This window comes from Noviherbaspirillum aridicola (assembly GCF_019656455.1).
Taxonomy (GTDB): Bacteria; Pseudomonadota; Gammaproteobacteria; order Burkholderiales; family Burkholderiaceae_D; genus Noviherbaspirillum; species Noviherbaspirillum aridicola.
Window position 1 is genome coordinate 69,443 of the sequence record NZ_BPMK01000013.1, and the last position, 16,053, is coordinate 85,495.

The 16,053-nt window shown below is 66.7% G+C and carries 16 protein-coding genes; 8 read left to right on the top strand and 8 right to left on the bottom strand.

Annotation, left to right across the window (positions count from 1 at the left end; genetic code table 11):
• Position 1: 1 nt before the first annotated feature.
• The gene (dxs, locus tag NCCP691_RS14990) at positions 2-1,867 is read left to right on the top strand and encodes a 1-deoxy-D-xylulose-5-phosphate synthase (RefSeq protein WP_220809360.1); all 1,866 of its coding nucleotides are present in this window, start codon (positions 2-4) and stop codon (positions 1,865-1,867) included.
• Between the two features lie 615 nt (positions 1,868-2,482).
• Here dxs and NCCP691_RS14995 read toward each other — a convergent pair.
• Positions 2,483-3,070 (bottom strand): cob(I)yrinic acid a,c-diamide adenosyltransferase, encoded by a 588-nt coding sequence (locus NCCP691_RS14995; protein ID WP_220809361.1) that lies wholly within the window; start codon positions 3,068-3,070, stop codon positions 2,483-2,485.
• Between the two features lie 129 nt (positions 3,071-3,199).
• Between NCCP691_RS14995 and NCCP691_RS15000 the strand changes: the two genes are divergently transcribed.
• The 5 genes from NCCP691_RS15000 (at position 3,200) to glcF (ending at position 9,483) form a co-directional block, all read left to right on the top strand.
• The gene (locus NCCP691_RS15000) at positions 3,200-4,609 is read left to right on the top strand and encodes an FAD-binding oxidoreductase (RefSeq protein ID WP_220809362.1); all 1,410 of its coding nucleotides are present in this window, start codon (positions 3,200-3,202) and stop codon (positions 4,607-4,609) included.
• A 48-nt stretch (positions 4,610-4,657) separates the two neighbouring features.
• Positions 4,658-5,548 (top strand): LysR substrate-binding domain-containing protein, encoded by an 891-nt coding sequence (locus NCCP691_RS15005; protein WP_220809363.1) that lies wholly within the window; start codon positions 4,658-4,660, stop codon positions 5,546-5,548.
• Positions 5,549-5,677: 129 nt separating this feature from the next.
• Positions 5,678-7,174, top strand: a complete 1,497-nt coding sequence (locus NCCP691_RS15010) for an FAD-linked oxidase C-terminal domain-containing protein (RefSeq protein ID WP_220809364.1) — start codon at positions 5,678-5,680, stop codon at positions 7,172-7,174.
• 9 nt (positions 7,175-7,183) lie between these two features.
• A complete protein-coding gene (glcE, locus tag NCCP691_RS15015; protein WP_220809365.1) occupies positions 7,184-8,251 on the top strand; it encodes a glycolate oxidase subunit GlcE in 1,068 nt (355 codons plus the stop codon).
• 2 nt (positions 8,252-8,253) lie between these two features.
• Complete coding sequence (glcF, locus tag NCCP691_RS15020) at positions 8,254-9,483, top strand: glycolate oxidase subunit GlcF (RefSeq protein ID WP_220809366.1); 1,230 nt, start codon at positions 8,254-8,256, stop codon at positions 9,481-9,483.
• 44 nt (positions 9,484-9,527) lie between these two features.
• Here the strand turns inward: glcF and NCCP691_RS15025 are convergent, their stop codons facing one another.
• From NCCP691_RS15025 to NCCP691_RS15035, 3 genes are all read right to left on the bottom strand, one after another.
• Entirely contained in the window at positions 9,528-10,013 is a 486-nt protein-coding gene (locus NCCP691_RS15025; protein ID WP_220809367.1) for a glutathione peroxidase, read from the bottom strand.
• The gene (locus NCCP691_RS15030; protein ID WP_220809368.1) at positions 10,013-11,149 is read right to left on the bottom strand and encodes a PilT/PilU family type 4a pilus ATPase; all 1,137 of its coding nucleotides are present in this window, start codon (positions 11,147-11,149) and stop codon (positions 10,013-10,015) included. Before NCCP691_RS15030 ends, NCCP691_RS15025 begins: the two co-directional genes overlap by 1 nt.
• A 61-nt stretch (positions 11,150-11,210) precedes the next feature.
• The gene (locus NCCP691_RS15035; protein WP_220809369.1) at positions 11,211-12,254 is read right to left on the bottom strand and encodes a type IV pilus twitching motility protein PilT; all 1,044 of its coding nucleotides are present in this window, start codon (positions 12,252-12,254) and stop codon (positions 11,211-11,213) included.
• A gap of 45 nt (positions 12,255-12,299) precedes the next feature.
• Here NCCP691_RS15035 and NCCP691_RS15040 point away from each other — a divergent pair, with 45 nt between their 5' ends.
• Positions 12,300-13,004, top strand: a complete 705-nt coding sequence (locus NCCP691_RS15040) for a YggS family pyridoxal phosphate-dependent enzyme (RefSeq protein WP_220809370.1) — start codon at positions 12,300-12,302, stop codon at positions 13,002-13,004.
• A complete protein-coding gene (gene proC, locus NCCP691_RS15045) occupies positions 12,994-13,818 on the top strand; it encodes a pyrroline-5-carboxylate reductase (protein WP_220809371.1) in 825 nt (274 codons plus the stop codon). The genes NCCP691_RS15040 and proC overlap by 11 nt, the downstream gene beginning before the upstream one ends.
• A 349-nt stretch (positions 13,819-14,167) precedes the next feature.
• Here proC and NCCP691_RS15050 read toward each other — a convergent pair whose 3' ends face one another.
• The 4 genes from NCCP691_RS15050 to ubiA all read right to left on the bottom strand — a co-directional run bounded on the left by NCCP691_RS15050 (position 14,168) and on the right by ubiA (position 16,027).
• Positions 14,168-14,410: a YqjK family protein gene (locus NCCP691_RS15050; RefSeq protein ID WP_220809372.1), complete on the bottom strand. Its 243-nt coding sequence runs from the start codon at positions 14,408-14,410 to the stop codon at positions 14,168-14,170.
• A complete protein-coding gene (locus NCCP691_RS15055) occupies positions 14,407-14,772 on the bottom strand; it encodes a phage holin family protein (RefSeq protein WP_220809373.1) in 366 nt (121 codons plus the stop codon). Before NCCP691_RS15055 ends, NCCP691_RS15050 begins: the two co-directional genes overlap by 4 nt.
• A gap of 2 nt (positions 14,773-14,774) precedes the next feature.
• A complete protein-coding gene (locus NCCP691_RS15060; RefSeq protein WP_220809374.1) occupies positions 14,775-15,092 on the bottom strand; it encodes a glycine zipper domain-containing protein in 318 nt (105 codons plus the stop codon).
• Between the two features lie 83 nt (positions 15,093-15,175).
• Positions 15,176-16,027 (bottom strand): 4-hydroxybenzoate octaprenyltransferase, encoded by an 852-nt coding sequence (gene ubiA / locus NCCP691_RS15065; protein WP_220809375.1) that lies wholly within the window; start codon positions 16,025-16,027, stop codon positions 15,176-15,178.
• Positions 16,028-16,053 lie beyond the last annotated feature (26 nt).

A 16,053-nucleotide genomic window follows, 5' to 3' on the forward strand; every position in this document is an offset into this window, starting at 1 on the left:
CATGGAATTGCTGAAGACGATCAATAGCCCCGCCGACCTGCGCAAGCTGGGCCGCACCCAGCTCAAGCCGCTGGCCGGCGAACTGCGAGCCTTCCTGCTCGACTCGGTATCCAAGACCGGCGGCCACCTGTCCTCCAATCTCGGCACCGTCGAACTGACGATCGCGCTGCACTACGTATTCAACACGCCCGAAGACCGCATCGTCTGGGACGTCGGACACCAGACCTATCCGCACAAGATCCTGACCGGCCGCCGCGACCGCATGCACACGCTGCGGCAGCTGGACGGCATCTCCGGCTTCCCGCGCCGGGACGAAAGCGAATACGACACGTTCGGCACCGCCCACTCCTCGACCTCGATCTCGGCCGCGCTCGGCATGGCGCTGGCGGCCAGGACCAAGGGCGAGCACCGTCACGCGATCGCCGTCATCGGCGACGGCGCGATGACCGCCGGCATGGCCTTCGAGGCGCTCAACAACGCCGGCGTCTGCAGCGACGTCAACCTGCTGGTGATCCTCAACGACAACGACATGTCGATCTCGCCGCCGGTCGGCGCGCTCAACCGCTACCTGGCGCGGCTGTTGTCGGGCAAGTTCTACGCGGCCGCCAAGAATGTCGGCAAGCAGGTGCTGCCCGGCCCGATGCTGGAGCTGGCCAAGCGGCTGGAAGAGCATGCCAAGGGCATGGTGATGCCGGCCACGATGTTCGAGGAATTCGGCTTCAACTACATCGGGCCGATCGACGGCCACGATCTCGACGCGCTGGTGCCCACGCTGCAGAACCTCAAGAACCTGCGGGGCCCGCAATTCCTGCACGTCGTCACGAAGAAGGGCCAGGGCTACAAGCTGGCCGAGGCGGATCCCGTGCTGTATCACGGCCCCGGCAAGTTCAACCCGGCCGAAGGCATCAAGCCGGCGGCGTCGGGCAAGCTCACCTACACCCAGGTCTTCGGCGACTGGCTGTGCGACATGGCCGCGCACGACCGCCGCCTGGTCGGCATCACGCCAGCCATGCGCGAGGGCTCGGGCATGGTGCAGTTCGAGCAGCGCTTCCCCGACCGCTATTACGACGTCGGCATCGCCGAGCAGCATGCGGTGACTTTCGCGGGCGGGCTCGCCTGCGAGGGGCTCAAGCCGGTGGTGGCGATCTACTCGACCTTCCTGCAGCGCGCCTATGACCAGCTGATCCACGACGTCGCGCTGCAGAATCTCGACGTCACCTTCGCCCTCGACCGCTCCGGCCTGGTGGGCGCGGACGGCGCCACCCACGCCGGCAATTACGACATCCCCTATCTGCGCTGCATCCCCAACATGGTGCTGATGGCCGCGTCCGACGAGAACGAATGCCGGCAGATGCTCTCCACCGCCTACGAGTACAAGGGCCCGGCCGCGGTGCGCTATCCGCGCGGCGCCGGCATCGGCGCGGCGGTCGACAAGGGGCTCGGCACCCTCCCGTTCGGCAAGGGCGAGGTCAGGCGCGAAGGCAAGGGCATTGCCATCCTCGCTTTCGGCACCATGCTCGCGCCGAGCCTGGAAGCGGCCGGCGCGCTGAACGCGACGGTAGCCAACATGCGCTTCATCAAGCCGCTCGACGTCGACCTGGTCAGGCAGCTGGCGCAGTCGCATGACGCGCTGGTCACGGTGGAAGAGGGCGCGCTGATGGGCGGCGCCGGTTCCGCGGTCGCCGAGGCGCTGGCCGAGGCCGGCATCGTCAAGCCGCTGCTGCATCTCGGCCTGCCGGACAAGTTCATCGATCACGGCGATCCGGCGGTGCTGCTGTCACAGTGCGGGCTGGATGCGAAGGGGATCGAGGCCTCGATCCGCAAGCGTTTCGACAAGGGCGAGCCGCGGCTGGTGGTGAATAACTGATTTACAGACGGCGCTTCGGCGCCGTTTTTCATGGCGCCCTGGTTTCGCCACGGGCAGCCGGCCCTACCCGGGCTATGTCACTCCGGGCACCACCGCGCTTCTCTCGCGGATCAGTAGGGCCGGCGTCCCTGCCGGCCCGGCGGAGGTCAGGCAGCTGGCTCCGCTTGCGACGCGAGCGGTGGTTTGAACAACTCAGGCAGGGAATGCGTTTCTCGGTCGAGGTGAGTCGAGTGTTTTCGACAACAACCATGAGAAATTGCATATTTTCAGGATGAGTCGCGAGTACTACGATTTGTTTAGTCTTGAAATGGCCTTAGTCGGTGGTGCTGCCAGGGCGGTGCCCTCTATGGAACAACGAATGTCAATGCCGAGACCAACAGAGTTTGCTGCCGGGAAGAGCCGCGTCTTCCTCTGGAGCGGCTTTCTGCTTTCGTCCGTCTTTGCTCTCGCAGCCCTGCTACTATTCATCAGCGGCACCTTACACTCCTCGATCCGCGTCCTCTCCGGTCTCGGGCTCATGTTTCTGTTCGGCCTGTTTGCAGTTTTCTACCTGCGTTGCCTGCTCGTTAAACGATCTTTGCCCCGGAATACGTAGTGCCGGCACGGAGGCCGGCCCTACCCGGGCGTTGTCTCGCCGGGCTGGCCCTGCGCGTCACGCTTCCTGTCTTTCTCCCACAGCACGTCACTTCCGCCCGCAAACCGGTTCAGCACGCGCGACAGCACGAACATCAGGTCCGACAAACGGTTCGTGTAGCGGCGCGGGTTGTCGTTGATGGTTTCGCTGTTGCCGAGACTGACGATGGAGCGCTCGGCGCGGCGGCAGATGGTGCGGCAGACATGGGCGAGCGCGGCGGAGCGGGCGCCGGCCGGCAGGATGAAGTCCTTCAGCGGCGGCAGGTCGGCGTTGTATTTCTCAAGGAGGCCGTCGAGGCGCGCGACATGGGTGTCTGTAATCAGCGTGTAGCCGGGGATGCAGAGTTCGCCGCCGAGATCGAAGAGGTCGTGCTGGATCGAGATCAGTTCCTCGCGCAGCGCGGGCGGCAGCTCCTCGCACAATAGCAGGCCGATGTGAGAATTGAGTTCGTCCACGTCGCCCATCGCGTGCACGCGCAGGCTGTCCTTGGCGACCCGGCTGCCGTCGCCGAGTCCGGTGCTGCCATTGTCGCCGGTACGGGTGGCGATTTTCGAGAGTCGGTTTCCCATGGCTTCCTGTAGTGTTTACGGAAAGCCCAAGCATACACGTGCCCGACCGATTTGCCCCAGCCCGCCACGCTGCTACCCTCGCCGTGGAATGAGTAGAATGGCTCAAACAAGCCAATAACGGAGACAGCAATGAACAGCCCGGCATCCCCCGATACGCTCAGGAAACCGCTTCCGGAAGAACTGAAGCAGGCGCTCGCCGCGCTGTTCGAGGACCGTTTCTCCACCGCGGCCGCGGTGCGCGGCCACCATGGACGCGACGAATCCTCGTATGACCCGATGCCGCCAGACGCGGTGGTGTTCGCGCAAAGCACCGAGGAAGTCGCGCAGGCGGTGAAGCTGTGCGCCGCGCACGGGGTGCCGGTCATTCCCTATGGCGCCGGCACTTCCCTTGAAGGGCATGTGCTGGCGCTGCGGGGCGGGGTGACGATCGACCTGTCTCAGATGAACCGGGTGCTGGCCGTGCACGCGGAAGACCTGACGGCGACGGTGGAGGCGGGCGTCACCCGCAAGCAGCTGAACCAGGAAATCCGCGATACCGGCCTGTTCTTTCCGATCGATCCCGGCGCCGACGCCTCGCTCGGAGGCATGGCCGCCACGCGCGCCTCGGGCACGAACGCGGTGCGCTACGGCACCATGCGCGAGAACACGCTGGCGCTGACGGTGGTGACCGCCGACGGCGGCATCGTCAAGACCGGCACCCGGGCGCGCAAGTCGTCGGCCGGCTACGACCTGACCCGCGTCTTCGTCGGCAGCGAGGGCACGCTCGGCATCATCACCGAGGTGACGGTGCGGCTTTATCCGCAGCCGGAGGCGGTGTCGGCGGCGGTCTGTTCCTTCCCGTCGACCGCGGCGGCGGTGCACTGCGTGATCCAGACCATACAGATGGGCGTGCCGGTGGCGCGCGTTGAATTTCTCGACGAGAACGGCGTGCGTTCGATCAATGCCCACGCCGGGCTGGCGCTGCCGGAAAAGCCGCTGCTGCTGTTTGAATTCCATGGCAGCGAGCAGGGCGTGCGCGAGCAGGCGCAGCTGGTGCAGGAAATCGCCGCCGCGCACGATGCCCACGGGTTCGAATGGGCCACCCGGCCGGAAGACCGGAGCCGTCTCTGGGCCGCGCGCCACAATGCCTATTTCGCGATGCTGCAGATGCGCCCCGGGGCGCGGGCGATTTCCACCGACTGCTGCGTGCCGATCTCGCGGCTGGCCGAATGCATGCTCGATACCCAGGCGGACTGCGAAAAGAACGGCATCGTGCATGCGATCATCGGGCATGTCGGCGACGGCAATTTCCATGTGCTGATGATGATCGACCCGGCCGACCCGCAGGACGTGGCGCGGGCGGAAGCGGTCAATGCGCGCATGGTCGCCCGCGCTCTGTCGATGGACGGCACCTGCACCGGCGAGCATGGCGTCGGCCTGCACAAGATGGACTTCCTGCTGCAGGAGCACGGCGAGCCGGCCATCGGGATGATGCGGCGGCTGAAACAGGCATACGATCCGCAGAATATATTGAACCCTGGCAAGGTCATCCGCTGGTAGGATGTCGTCCGCGGCCGCCCGGCAGGCGGCCTTCATTGTCGGAATCCCATGGCCATACGTCTTCCTCCGGTACACGCGCTGTCCGCCTTCGAGGCGGCGGCTCGCCACAACTCCTTCGCGGTCGCCGCCGAGGAACTCTGCATCACGCCCTCGGCGCTGTCTCACCGCATCCGCCTGCTCGAGGATTTCCTCGGCGAGCGGCTGTTCGTGCGCGACGGCCGCACGGTCACGCTGTCGGAATTCGGACGGCGCTACCTCGACGTGGTGCGCTCGGCGCTGCGCACGCTGTCGGACTTCCCGCTGCCGCACCGCAGTTCGCCGGCTCAGCCGCGCATCAAGGTCACCGTGCCGCCGACCTTCGCCCGCTGCCTGCTGGTGCCGAGGCTGGCGGAATTCGCCCGCCTGCATCCGGACATCGTGGTCGAGCTGTTCCTGTCGGTGCCGCTGTACGACCTCGGCCTCGGGGAGAGCGATGTGGAAGTGCGCTTCGGCGCCGGCCGCTATTCGGATATCGTCACCGAGAAGCTGTTCGAGGAACCCACCTTCGCCGTGGCGAGCCCGGCCTACCTCCAGAGCATCGGGGGGCTGAAGAACCCGGCGGACCTGTCGCGGGCGACACTGCTGCGCTCGGCGCTGGAGCCCTGGCAGCCGTGGTTCGAGGTGGCGGGCCTCGACTGGCCGGAGCCGTCCGCCAGCCTGCGCCTGGACGATCTTGGCCTGCTGCTGGAAGCGGTCCGGCACGGTCTCGGCGTCGGTCTCTCCCGCAAGCATTTCGTGCAGGACCTGATCGCGCGCGGCGAGATCGTCCACCTGTTCCCCCAGGTGCAGCTGAAATCGCCGCCGCACGCCTACTACGTGGTCTATGAGCAGGCCGAGCGGCGCCGGCCCGAGGTCGGGGCCTTCATCGACTGGATGCTCGACACCTTTCGCCGCTTGTAGTTTTGCCAGGGCCGGGTGCCGTGAAAATAATTCACGGCGCCGGCGCAAGCTTTTCAGCGCGCGCGGGGCCTGCGCACGCCGCAAGGCGGAGCCTTTTCGCTACACTCTCTGCCTCGACGAGGACCGCCCATGAACGCCCCATCCCATTCCGCCCAGCCCGCCTTCACGCTCGAACGCCAGCGCGAAGTCGTGGCCGCGCTCAACCGCGTGCTGCCCGACGGCTGCGTATTGTTCAACGAAGAGGACACCCGCCCCTACGAATGCGACGGCCTGTCCGCCTATCGCCAGCTGCCGATGGTGGTGGCGCTGCCGCAGAACGAGGCGCAGGTGGTGGCGGTCCTTAACATCTGCCGCACGCTGAAGGCGCCGATCGTGCCGCGCGGCGCGGGCACCGGCCTGTCCGGCGGCGCCATGCCGATCGCCGACGGCGTCGTGCTGTCGACCGCCAAGCTCGGCAAGATCCTGAGAGTGGATCCTTACTCGCGCACCGCGATCGTCCAGCCCGGCGTGCGCAATCTGGCCATCTCCGAGGCGGCCAGCGCGCACGGCCTCTACTACGCGCCCGATCCCTCGTCGCAGATCGCCTGCACGATCGGCGGCAACGTGGCGGAAAACTCGGGCGGCGTGCACTGCCTGAAATACGGCCTGACGGTGCACAACGTGCTGCGGGTGCGCATGGTCACGATCGACGGCGAGATCGTCGAACTCGGCGGCGAATCGCTGGACGCGCCCGGCCTCGACCTGCTGGCGGTGTTCATCGGTTCCGAGGGCATGCTCGGCGTGGTCACCGAGGTCACCGTGCGGCTGGTGCCCAAACCCCAGGTCGCGCGGGTGATCATGGCTTCTTTCGACGACGTGGTGAAGGGCGGCGACGCGGTCGCCAACGTGATCGCCGAAGGCATCATCCCCGCCGGACTGGAAATGATGGACAAGACTTCCTCGCGCATGGTCGAGCCCTTCGTCAGGGCCGGCTACGACACCGAGGCAGAAGCCATCCTGCTGTGCGAATCCGACGGCATCCCGGAAGAAGTGGAAGAGGAAATCGGGCGCATGAGCGAGGTGCTCAAGGCGTCCGGCGCCACCGCCATCGCGGTATCGCAGAACGAGGCCGAGCGGCTGAAGTTCTGGTCCGGCCGCAAGAACGCCTTCCCGGCCGCCGGCCGCATCTCGCCCGACTACTACTGCATGGACGGCACCATCCCGCGCAAGCGGCTGGCCGAGGTGCTGATGCGCATCACCGAGATGGAGAGCAAGCACGGCCTGCGCTGCGCCAACGTGTTCCATGCCGGCGACGGCAACCTGCATCCGCTGATCATGTTCGACGCCAACAAGCCGGGCGAATTCGAGCGCGCCGAAGCCTTTGGCGCCGACATCCTCGAACTCTGCGTCCAGGTCGGCGGCACCATCACCGGCGAGCACGGCGTGGGCATCGAAAAAATCAACTCCATGTGCGTGCAGTTCTCGCCCCAGGAGCTGGAAGCCTTTTTCGCGGTCAAGCGCGCATTCGACACCGCCTTCCTGCTCAACCCCGACAAGGCCATCCCGACGCTGCATCGCTGCGCCGAGGGCGGCAAGATGCGCGTGACGGCCGGACTGATGAAGTTCGCCGACCTGCCGCGCTTTTAGAAAGACTCCATGGAACAGGCACTGCAACAATTCCGCGACGCCGTGACCGCGGCCGCGAACGCCGGGAAAGCGCTGCGCATCCGCGGCGGCGGCAGCAAGGACTGGTACGGCCAGCGGTTCGACGGCGAGATCCTCGACACCCGCGCCTACAGCGGCATCGTCGACTATGAGCCGACCGAACTCGTGATCACCGCCCGCTGCGGCACCCCGCTGGCCGAGATCGAGGCCGCGCTCGCCGAGCGCCGCCAGATGCTGGCGTTCGAGCCGCCGCGCTTCGGCGCCGGCAGCACCATCGGCGGCGTCGTCGCCGCCGGCCTGTCGGGCCCGCGCCGCCAGGCGGCCGGCGCGGTGCGCGATTTCGTGCTCGGCGCGGCGCTGATGGACGGCAAGGGCGAGGTGCTGCGCTTCGGCGGCCAGGTGATGAAGAATGTCGCCGGCTACGACGTGTCGCGGCTGCTCGCCGGCTCGCTCGGCACGCTTGGCCTGATACTCGACGTTTCGCTCAAGGTGCTGCCCGTGCCTTACTGCGAAACCACGCTGCGTCTCGAGATGGACGAGGCGAAGGCGCTCGACCAGCTCAACCTCTGGGGCGGCCAGCCGCTCCCGATCACGGCCAGCGCCTGGCACGGCGGCGTGCTGATCGTGCGCCTGTCCGGCGCCGAGGCCGCGGTGGCGGCGGCGAAGCAAAAGATGGGCGGCGAGGAAGACCGCGACGCCGCGCCGTTCTGGCAGGGCCTGCGAGACCATGAGAATGCGTTCTTCTCCGCTTCCGGCAATGCCGCGCCGCTGTGGCGGCTGTCGCTGCCGACGGTGGCAAAGCCGCTGGCGCTGGAAGGCGAGCAGCTGATCGAATGGGGCGGCGCGCAGCGCTGGCTGCGCGGCGACGCGGACGCACGGACCGTGCGCGCCGCGGCGGCGGGCGCGGGCGGCCACGCCACCCTGTTCCGCGGCGGCGACAAGGCCGCCGGCGTGTTCCATCCGCTGGCGCCCGCCATCGCCACCATCCATCGCAACCTGAAGGCTGCCTTCGATCCGGCCGGGATTTTCAACCCCGGCCGGATGTATCCCGAATTCTGATCATGCAGACCAATCTCGCTGATTTCATCAAGAACACCCCGGACGGCCAGGAAGCCGATGCCATCCTGCGCAAGTGCGTGCACTGCGGCTTCTGCACCGCGACCTGCCCGACCTACCAGCTGCTCGGCGACGAGCTGGACGGCCCGCGTGGCCGCATCTACCTGATGAAGCAGGTGCTGGAAGGCAAGCCGGCCACGCGCAAGACGCAGATCCATCTCGACCGCTGCCTGACCTGCCGCAACTGCGAATCCACCTGCCCGTCGGGCGTGCAGTACGGCCGCCTGGTCGACATCGGCCGCCGCATCGTCGAACAGCAGGTCGCGCGCCCGCTGTCCGAGCGTGTCGCCCGCGCCGCGCTCAAGGAAGCGCTGCCGCGCAAGTGGCTGTTCCAGCCGGCGATGAAGGCCGGGCAGCTGGTGCGGCCGCTGCTGCCGTCGGTGCTCAGGAACAAGGTTCCGGCCGCGCAGGCCGCCGGCGCCTGGCCGCGCACCGAACATCCGCGCAAGATGCTGCTGCTCGACGGCTGCGTGCAGCCGGCGATGGCGCCCAACATCAATGCCGCCACCGCCCGCGTGCTCGACGCGCTCGGCGTGCAGCTGGTGGTGGCGCCGAAGGCGGGCTGCTGCGGCGCGATCCGCTACCACATGAATGACCAGGAAGGCGGCCTCGACGACATGCGCAACAACATCGACGCCTGGTGGCCGCTGGTGGAAGCCGGCGCCGAGGCGATCGTGATGACGGCGTCGGGCTGCGGCGTGACGGTGAAGGAGTACGGCCATCATCTCGCGCACGATCCGAAGTACGCCGACAAGGCCAGGCGCATTTCGGACCTGACGAAGGACCTGAGCGAAATCCTGCCGGCCTTCGAAGCCGAACTGCAGCAGAAGCTGTCGGGACGGCCCGGCAAGCGCGTCGCCTATCACCCGCCCTGCACGCTGCAGCACGGCCAGCAGATCCGCGGCAAGGTGGAGGGCCTGCTGCGGGCGGTGGGCGTCGACGTGCAGCTCTGCGCCGACAGCCATCTGTGCTGCGGCTCCGCCGGCACCTACTCGGTGCTGCAGCCGGATCTGTCCTATCAGCTGCGCGACAACAAGCTGCGCAATCTGGAAGCGACGAAGCCCGACATGATCGTCTCGGCCAACATCGGCTGCCAGACGCATCTGCAATCGGGAACGGATACGCCGGTGGCGCACTGGGTGGAGCTGATCGACCGGGCGCTGGTCGCGGCCTGAGGTGGCGCCGCAATGAGAAACGGGCTCCTGGCGAGCCCGTTTTTTCATTCGGCCAGCAGCTTCTCGATGTCGGCCGCCAGGTCCTTCGGCGCGGTCTGCGGCGCGTAGCGCTTGTACACCGTGCCATCCTTCTTCACCAGGAACTTGGTGAAATTCCACTTGATGGATTCGGTGCCGGCCAGCCCCGGCGCGGCCTTCTTCAGAAACTTGTACAGTGGGTCGGCGCCGTCGCCGTTGACCTCGATCTTGGCGAACAGCGGGAAAGTGACGCCGAAATTCTTTTCGCAAAAGGCGCCGATTTCGTCCGCCGTGCCCGGTTCCTGCCTGCCGAACTGATTGCAGGGAAAGCCGAGCACTTCCAGCCCCCGCTGGCGATACTGGCGATACATCTCTTCCAGCCCCTTGTACTGCGGCGTGAAGCCGCATTCGCTCGCGGTGTTCACGATGAGCAGGACCTTGCCGCGAAACGCGGACAGGTCGACCGGCGTGCCCGCGAGCGCGGCCGGGCTGAAGTCGTAGACAGTCGTCATCAGACGATTCCCAGGTGTTCGGTTCCCTTGCTCAGGTCGCGGCCCTGGGCTTCCTTGCTGTTGAGCTTGATCGCCAGGCGCAGGTCGTTGACCGAGTCCGCATTGCGCAGCGCGTCCTCGTAGGAAATCTTGCCGGCCTCATACAGGTCGAACAGCGCCTGGTCGAAGGTCTGCATCCCGAGTTCGCGCGACTTCTTCATGATTTCCTTGATCTCGTGCACATCGCCCTTGAAGATCAGGTCCGAGACCAGCGGCGAATTGAGCATCACCTCCACCGCCGCGCAGCGGCCCTTGGTGTCCTTGAGCGGCACCAGGCGCTGGGAAATCATGGCTTTGAGGTTGAGCGACAAATCCATCAAAAGTTGCGCGCGCCGCTCTTCCGGGAAGAAGTTGATGATGCGGTCCAGCGCCTGGTTGGCGCTGTTGGCGTGCATGGTGGCCAGGCACAGGTGGCCGGTTTCGGCGAAGGCCACCGCGTAGTCCATCGTCTCGCGGTCCCGGATCTCGCCGATCAGGATCACGTCCGGCGCCTGGCGCAGCGTGTTCTTCAGCGCGGCGAACCAGTCGGCGGTATCGACCCCGACCTCGCGCTGGGTGATCACGCAGTTCTTGTGCGGGTGCACGTATTCGACCGGGTCTTCGATGGTGATGATGTGGCCGTAGCTGTTTTCATTGCGGTAGCCGATCATGCCCGCCAGCGTGGTCGACTTGCCCGAGCCGGTCGCGCCGACCATGATCACCAGCCCGCGCTTGGTCATCACCACGTCCTTGAGCACCTCGGGCACGCCCAGGTCTTCCAGCCTGGGGATGGTGGTGGTGATGGTCCGCAGCACCATGCCGACCTTGCCCTGCTGGACGAAGGCCGAGACCCGGAAACGGCCGAGGCCGCCGGGGCTGATCGCGAAATTGCATTCCTTGGTCGCCTCGAACTCGGCCGCCTGCTTGTCGTTCATGATCGACCGCGCCAGCTCCACCGTGTGGGTGGCGGTCAGCGGCTGGTTGGAGACCGGCGTCATCTTGCCGTCGATCTTGAAGGCAGGCGGAAAATCGGCGGTGATGAAAAGGTCGGAGCCGTTCTTGCTGAGCATCAGCCGCAGCAGGTCGTGCATGAACTTGGTAGCCTGGTCGCGTTCCATTGCGGTCCTCGGTTCTTATGGGGGATGGGGGCGCGAGGCGGGCACGCGGCCCGCCCTCGACTCAGCCGGCGAAGTTTTCCGGGATCTTGGCCGCGCTGCGCGCGGCAGCCGGCGAGATGACGTTGCGGCGGACCAGGTCGGTCAGGTTCTGGTCCAGGGTCTGCATGCCGACATTGCTGCCGGTCTGGATCGCCGAATACATCTGCGCCACTTTCGCTTCCCGGATCAGGTTGCGGATGGCCGGCGTGCCGAGCATGATTTCATGCGCGGCGACACGGCCGCTGCCGTCCTTGGTCTTGAGCAGCGTCTGCGAGATCACCGCCTGCAGCGACTCCGACAGCATCGCCCGCACCATTTCCTTTTCCTCCGCCGGGAAGACGTCGACGATACGGTCGATGGTCTTGGCCGCCGAGGACGTGTGCAGGGTGCCGAACACCAGGTGGCCGGTTTCGGCCGCGGTCAGCGCCAGGCGGATGGTTTCGAGGTCGCGCAGTTCGCCGACCAGGATGGCGTCCGGGTCTTCCCGCAGCGCCGAGCGCAGCGCATTCTGGAAGGACAGCGTGTGCGGACCGACTTCGCGCTGGTTGATCAGGCACTTCTTCGATTCATGCACGAACTCGATCGGGTCCTCCACCGTGAGGATGTGGCCGTACTCGGACTCGTTGAGATGGTTGATCATCGCCGCCAGCGTCGTCGACTTGCCCGAGCCCGTGGGGCCGGTGACCAGCACCAGGCCGCGCGGCTTGAGCGCGAGATCGGCGAAGATCTTCGGCGCGTTCAGTTCTTCCAGCGTCAGCACCTTGGACGGAATCGTACGCAGCACGGCCGCCGCGCCCCGGTCCTGGTTGTAGGCATTGACGCGGAAGCGCGCCAGGCCCGGGATCGCGAACGAGAAGTCGCACTCCAGCATCTCTTCATAGGCCTTGCGCTGGCCGTCGTTCATGATGTCATAGACCATGCCGTGCACGTCGCGGTGCTCCAGCGGCGGCAGGTTGATGCGCCGCACGTCGCCGTGCACGCGGATCATCGGCGGCAGGCCGGCGGACAGGTGCAGGTCGGAGGCCTTGTTTTTGACGGCAAAGGCAAGCAGTTCGGAGATGTCCATTTATAATTCCAGATTCGGCAAAAATGTTGCCTGAGGCAAACGATTATGTCCTCAATATCTCACAACTTGCAAGCCGTCAGAGACCGCATAGCCACAGCCGCAACGGCAGCGGGACGCGCGCCGGACGCGGTCCTGCTGCTGGCGGTTTCCAAGACCTTCGATGCCGGGGCGGTGGCCGAAGCCGCCGCGGCCGGCCAGCATGCCTTCGGCGAGAACTATCTGCAGGAAGCGCTCGACAAGATGGCCGCAGTGAAATCGCTGCGTCCGGATCTCTTGCTCGAATGGCATTTCATCGGCCCGATACAAAGCAACAAGACGCGGCCGATCGCCGAGCATTTCGACTGGGTGCATTCGGTCGACCGCCTGAAGATCGCGCAGCGATTGGCCGAGCAGCGGCCAGCTCACATGCCGCCGCTGAACGTCTGCCTGCAGGTCAATATCAGCGGCGAGGCGAGCAAGAGCGGCGTCGCGCCGGCGCAGCTTGCCGAACTCGCCACCCAGGTCGCGACCCTGCCGCGCCTGCGCTTGCGCGGCCTGATGGCCATCCCCGAACCCGCCGCGACCGAAGCCGCGCAGCGCGAGCCGCTGCGGGCGATGCGCGAACACCTGCATGCGCTGCGCGCGCAGGGCCTGGATCTCGACACCCTGTCCATGGGCATGTCCGGCGACCTCGAGGCGGCGGTCGCCGAGGGTGCGACCATCGTCAGGATAGGCACCGCCATTTTTGGAAAGAGACATTATGCAGACTGAACTCAAGATCGCCTTCATCGGCGGCGGCAACATGGCGGGCGCCCTGATCGGCGGTCTGGCCGGCAAGCTCACCGCGGGCGCCAACATCCACGTGGTCGATCCCAACCCGGCGACGCTGGAAAAGCTGAGTCAGCAGTTCGGCGTCAGCACCGCGGGCGCAATCGGCGAGGTAGTGGCCGCCTGCGACATGGTCGTGCTGGCGGTGAAACCGCAACAGATGAAGGAAGTCGTCGCCGCGCTCCAGCCCCGGCTGCGGTCGCAGGTGATCGTCTCGGTCGCCGCCGGCGTGCGGGCGTCGGACCTGTCGCGCATGCTCGGCGGCCATGGCGCCATCGTCCGCACCATGCCCAACACCCCGGCCCTGATCGGCAAGGGCATGACCGGCATGGCCGCGCTGCCCGGCGTCAGCCCGGCCCAGCGCGACGCCGCCGAAGCGGTGATGCGCGCGGTCGGCAAGACCCTGTGGGTCAGCGACGAGGCGCTGCTCGATCCGGTCACCGCGGTCTCCGGCAGCGGTCCGGCCTATGTCTTCTATTTCATCGAGGCGATGCAGCAGGCGGCGCAGGAAATGGGCCTGAGCGCGGAGCAGGGCGTGGAGCTGGCGATCGCCACCTTCGTCGGCGCGGCCCAGCTCGCCGCCGATTCCGACGAACCGGTGTCGCTGCTGCGCGAGCGGGTGACGTCCAAGGGCGGCACGACCTACGCGGCACTCACCAGCATGGAAAGCGACGGCGTGAAGCAATCCATCGTCAAGGCACTGAAAGCCGCCGCCGCGCGCGGCAAGGAAATGGGCGACGAGTTCGGCCGCGGCTGATGTCTGCGGAGGTGATACAAGCGCCGCAGCCGACACGCAATGTCTGCTCGAAAGCTCTCCGGACGAACGCCGCTGGTGCCGGCACGGAGGCCGGCACTACCGACCCAGCCCGGGTAGTGCCGGCGTCCCTGCCGGCTCAGCGGAGGTGATACAAGCGCCGCCGCCGACACGCAACATCTGCTTGAAAGCTCTTCGGACGAACGCCGCTGGTGCCGGCACGGAGGCCGGCACTACTGACTCAGCCCGGGTAGTGCCGGCGTCCCTGCCGGCTCAGCGGAGGTGATACAACTGCCGCAGCCTGCGGTGCAACCAGCACTCACGCCCTCTCTTCGACGACCGCCCGTCGCAACTATCGCCCCAACAGCCTCCGCAACCCCGGCACCAGCCCGCCAAGCAAAACCACCCCGGCCAGCCCCGCGACCCATCCCGGATGGCGCCGAACCCGCTGCACGATCCGTATCCCAGCATCCGCCGTTTCCATTGCACGCCCGACCGGTTCGAGTTGCGCGCCAAACTGCGCCCGCTGCAGATGTATCTTCGCCACCAGCTGCCGCCGGCGCATCTCGGCCTCGCGCGCGCGTTGTTCGTTCATGGCTGGGGGCGCAGGGTGTCGCGGTCGCGCGCCAGTTCCATCATCGTGTGCGCGAGCAGGGGCGGCTTCAGACGGTAGGCCTGGCGCAGTTTCAGGCCGAGCCAGGCGGCAGCGCCGCCGAACAGCAGGATCAGAAACAGCAGCACCGGTATCCGGTAGCTGTCCCAGAACAGCACCAGCAGCAGCATCGCGCACAGCACCACGGCCACGCCGAGGCAGAACAGTGCCGCCAGCGACATCATCAGGTAGGAAAAATAGCGCAGCGATTCTTCTTCCACCTCGGCTGCGACCAGCTCGACCCGCGTCTGCAGGATCGCCAGCAGCGAGGCGCCAAGGCGGGTGGCGGAATCGGCGAGATTCATGATCAGCGGCGGCCGAGCAGCAAGCCGAGTGCCAGTCCGGCCAGCGCACCGATGCCGACCGACTGCCATGGATGCAGCCGCACATAACGCTGGGCGGCGTCGGCCGCGTCGCGTGCGGCATCCAGCAGCTGCTGCTCGGACCCGGCCAGGCTGTCGCGCGCGACACTGAGCGTGGCGGCGAAACGCGCGAACGCGGCATCGCGCGCCTCGCCCGGCGGCAGACCGCCGTTCATCAGTTGCGCCGCGTCCCTGATCACCAGCTTCAAGTCGTTCAGCAGGTGTTCGCGCCCGCCGCTGCCCTGCCCGTTGCTTCCTTCCATGCCCGCCTCCGGTTTCTGTACGTCTGTCGAGTGTAAGCAAGGGTTACCCGGCTATCTTGCGTGCGGTCAAAACCGCGCGGGCGCTAGCGCAGCGCGTAGTCGAGAGCGATGCCGCCGAAGATCGCCGCGCCCAGCCAGTTGTTGTGGCGGAAGGCGGCAAAGCACTGCATGCGGTCGCGCCCGCGGATGAGGCGGTAGTGATAGACCGCGCAGGCGACCGCCACCAGCAGTCCGGCCACGAACCAGGTACGCAATCCGTAGTGCCAGCCGACCAGGAACACGATCGCGAAAGTCACCGCATAGCAAAGCATCACCGCCGCCACGTCGTAGCGGCCGAAGGTGATGGCCGAGGTCTTGATGCCGATCTTCAGGTCGTCGTCGCGGTCCACCATCGCATACTCGGTGTCGTAGGCCACCGCCCAGAAAATGTTCGCCACCAGCAGCAGCCAGGCGGCGGGCGGCACGCTGTCCTGCACGGCGGCGTAGGCCATCGGGATGCCGAAGCCGAAGGCAATGCCGAGATAGGCCTGCGGAATGGCGAAGAAGCGCTTGAAGTACGGATAGCTGCCCGCGATCAGCAGCGCCGCCACCGACAGCTGCTTGGTCAGCGCATTGAGCGGCAGGATCAGCAGGAAGGCGACCAGCGACAGCACGCCCGCCACCATCACCGCTTCCCATGCGGCGATCTTGCCGCTGGTGAGCGGGCGCTCGGCGGTGCGCTTCACATGGCGGTCGAAGTCGCGGTCGGCATAGTCGTTGATCGCGCAGCCGGCCGAGCGCATCAGCACCGTGCCCAGCGTGAAGATCAGCACCAGCCGCCAGTCGGGGCGCCCGCCGGACGCCAGCCAGAGCGCCGCCAGGGTCGGCCACAACAACAGCAGGATGCCGATCGGCTTGTCGAGGCGGACGAGGCGGAAGTACAGGGCTAGGCGCATGGCAGAGGTCAGGGGACAGAGGTCAG

Coding starts and splice junctions, on each gene's coding strand:
- dxs (WP_220809360.1), top strand. CDS start 2: ATGGAATTGCTGAAGACGATCAATAGCCCCGCCGACCTGCGCAAGCTG.
- NCCP691_RS14995 (WP_220809361.1), bottom strand. CDS start 3,070: ATGGGAAACCGACTCTCGAAAATCGCCACCCGTACCGGCGACAATGGC.
- NCCP691_RS15000 (WP_220809362.1), top strand. CDS start 3,200: ATGAACAGCCCGGCATCCCCCGATACGCTCAGGAAACCGCTTCCGGAA.
- NCCP691_RS15005 (WP_220809363.1), top strand. CDS start 4,658: ATGGCCATACGTCTTCCTCCGGTACACGCGCTGTCCGCCTTCGAGGCG.
- NCCP691_RS15010 (WP_220809364.1), top strand. CDS start 5,678: ATGAACGCCCCATCCCATTCCGCCCAGCCCGCCTTCACGCTCGAACGC.
- glcE (WP_220809365.1), top strand. CDS start 7,184: ATGGAACAGGCACTGCAACAATTCCGCGACGCCGTGACCGCGGCCGCG.
- glcF (WP_220809366.1), top strand. CDS start 8,254: ATGCAGACCAATCTCGCTGATTTCATCAAGAACACCCCGGACGGCCAG.
- NCCP691_RS15025 (WP_220809367.1), bottom strand. CDS start 10,013: ATGACGACTGTCTACGACTTCAGCCCGGCCGCGCTCGCGGGCACGCCG.
- NCCP691_RS15030 (WP_220809368.1), bottom strand. CDS start 11,149: ATGGAACGCGACCAGGCTACCAAGTTCATGCACGACCTGCTGCGGCTG.
- NCCP691_RS15035 (WP_220809369.1), bottom strand. CDS start 12,254: ATGGACATCTCCGAACTGCTTGCCTTTGCCGTCAAAAACAAGGCCTCC.
- NCCP691_RS15040 (WP_220809370.1), top strand. CDS start 12,300: ATGTCCTCAATATCTCACAACTTGCAAGCCGTCAGAGACCGCATAGCC.
- proC (WP_220809371.1), top strand. CDS start 12,994: ATGCAGACTGAACTCAAGATCGCCTTCATCGGCGGCGGCAACATGGCG.
- NCCP691_RS15050 (WP_220809372.1), bottom strand. CDS start 14,410: ATGAACGAACAACGCGCGCGCGAGGCCGAGATGCGCCGGCGGCAGCTG.
- NCCP691_RS15055 (WP_220809373.1), bottom strand. CDS start 14,772: ATGAATCTCGCCGATTCCGCCACCCGCCTTGGCGCCTCGCTGCTGGCG.
- NCCP691_RS15060 (WP_220809374.1), bottom strand. CDS start 15,092: ATGGAAGGAAGCAACGGGCAGGGCAGCGGCGGGCGCGAACACCTGCTG.
- ubiA (WP_220809375.1), bottom strand. CDS start 16,027: ATGCGCCTAGCCCTGTACTTCCGCCTCGTCCGCCTCGACAAGCCGATC.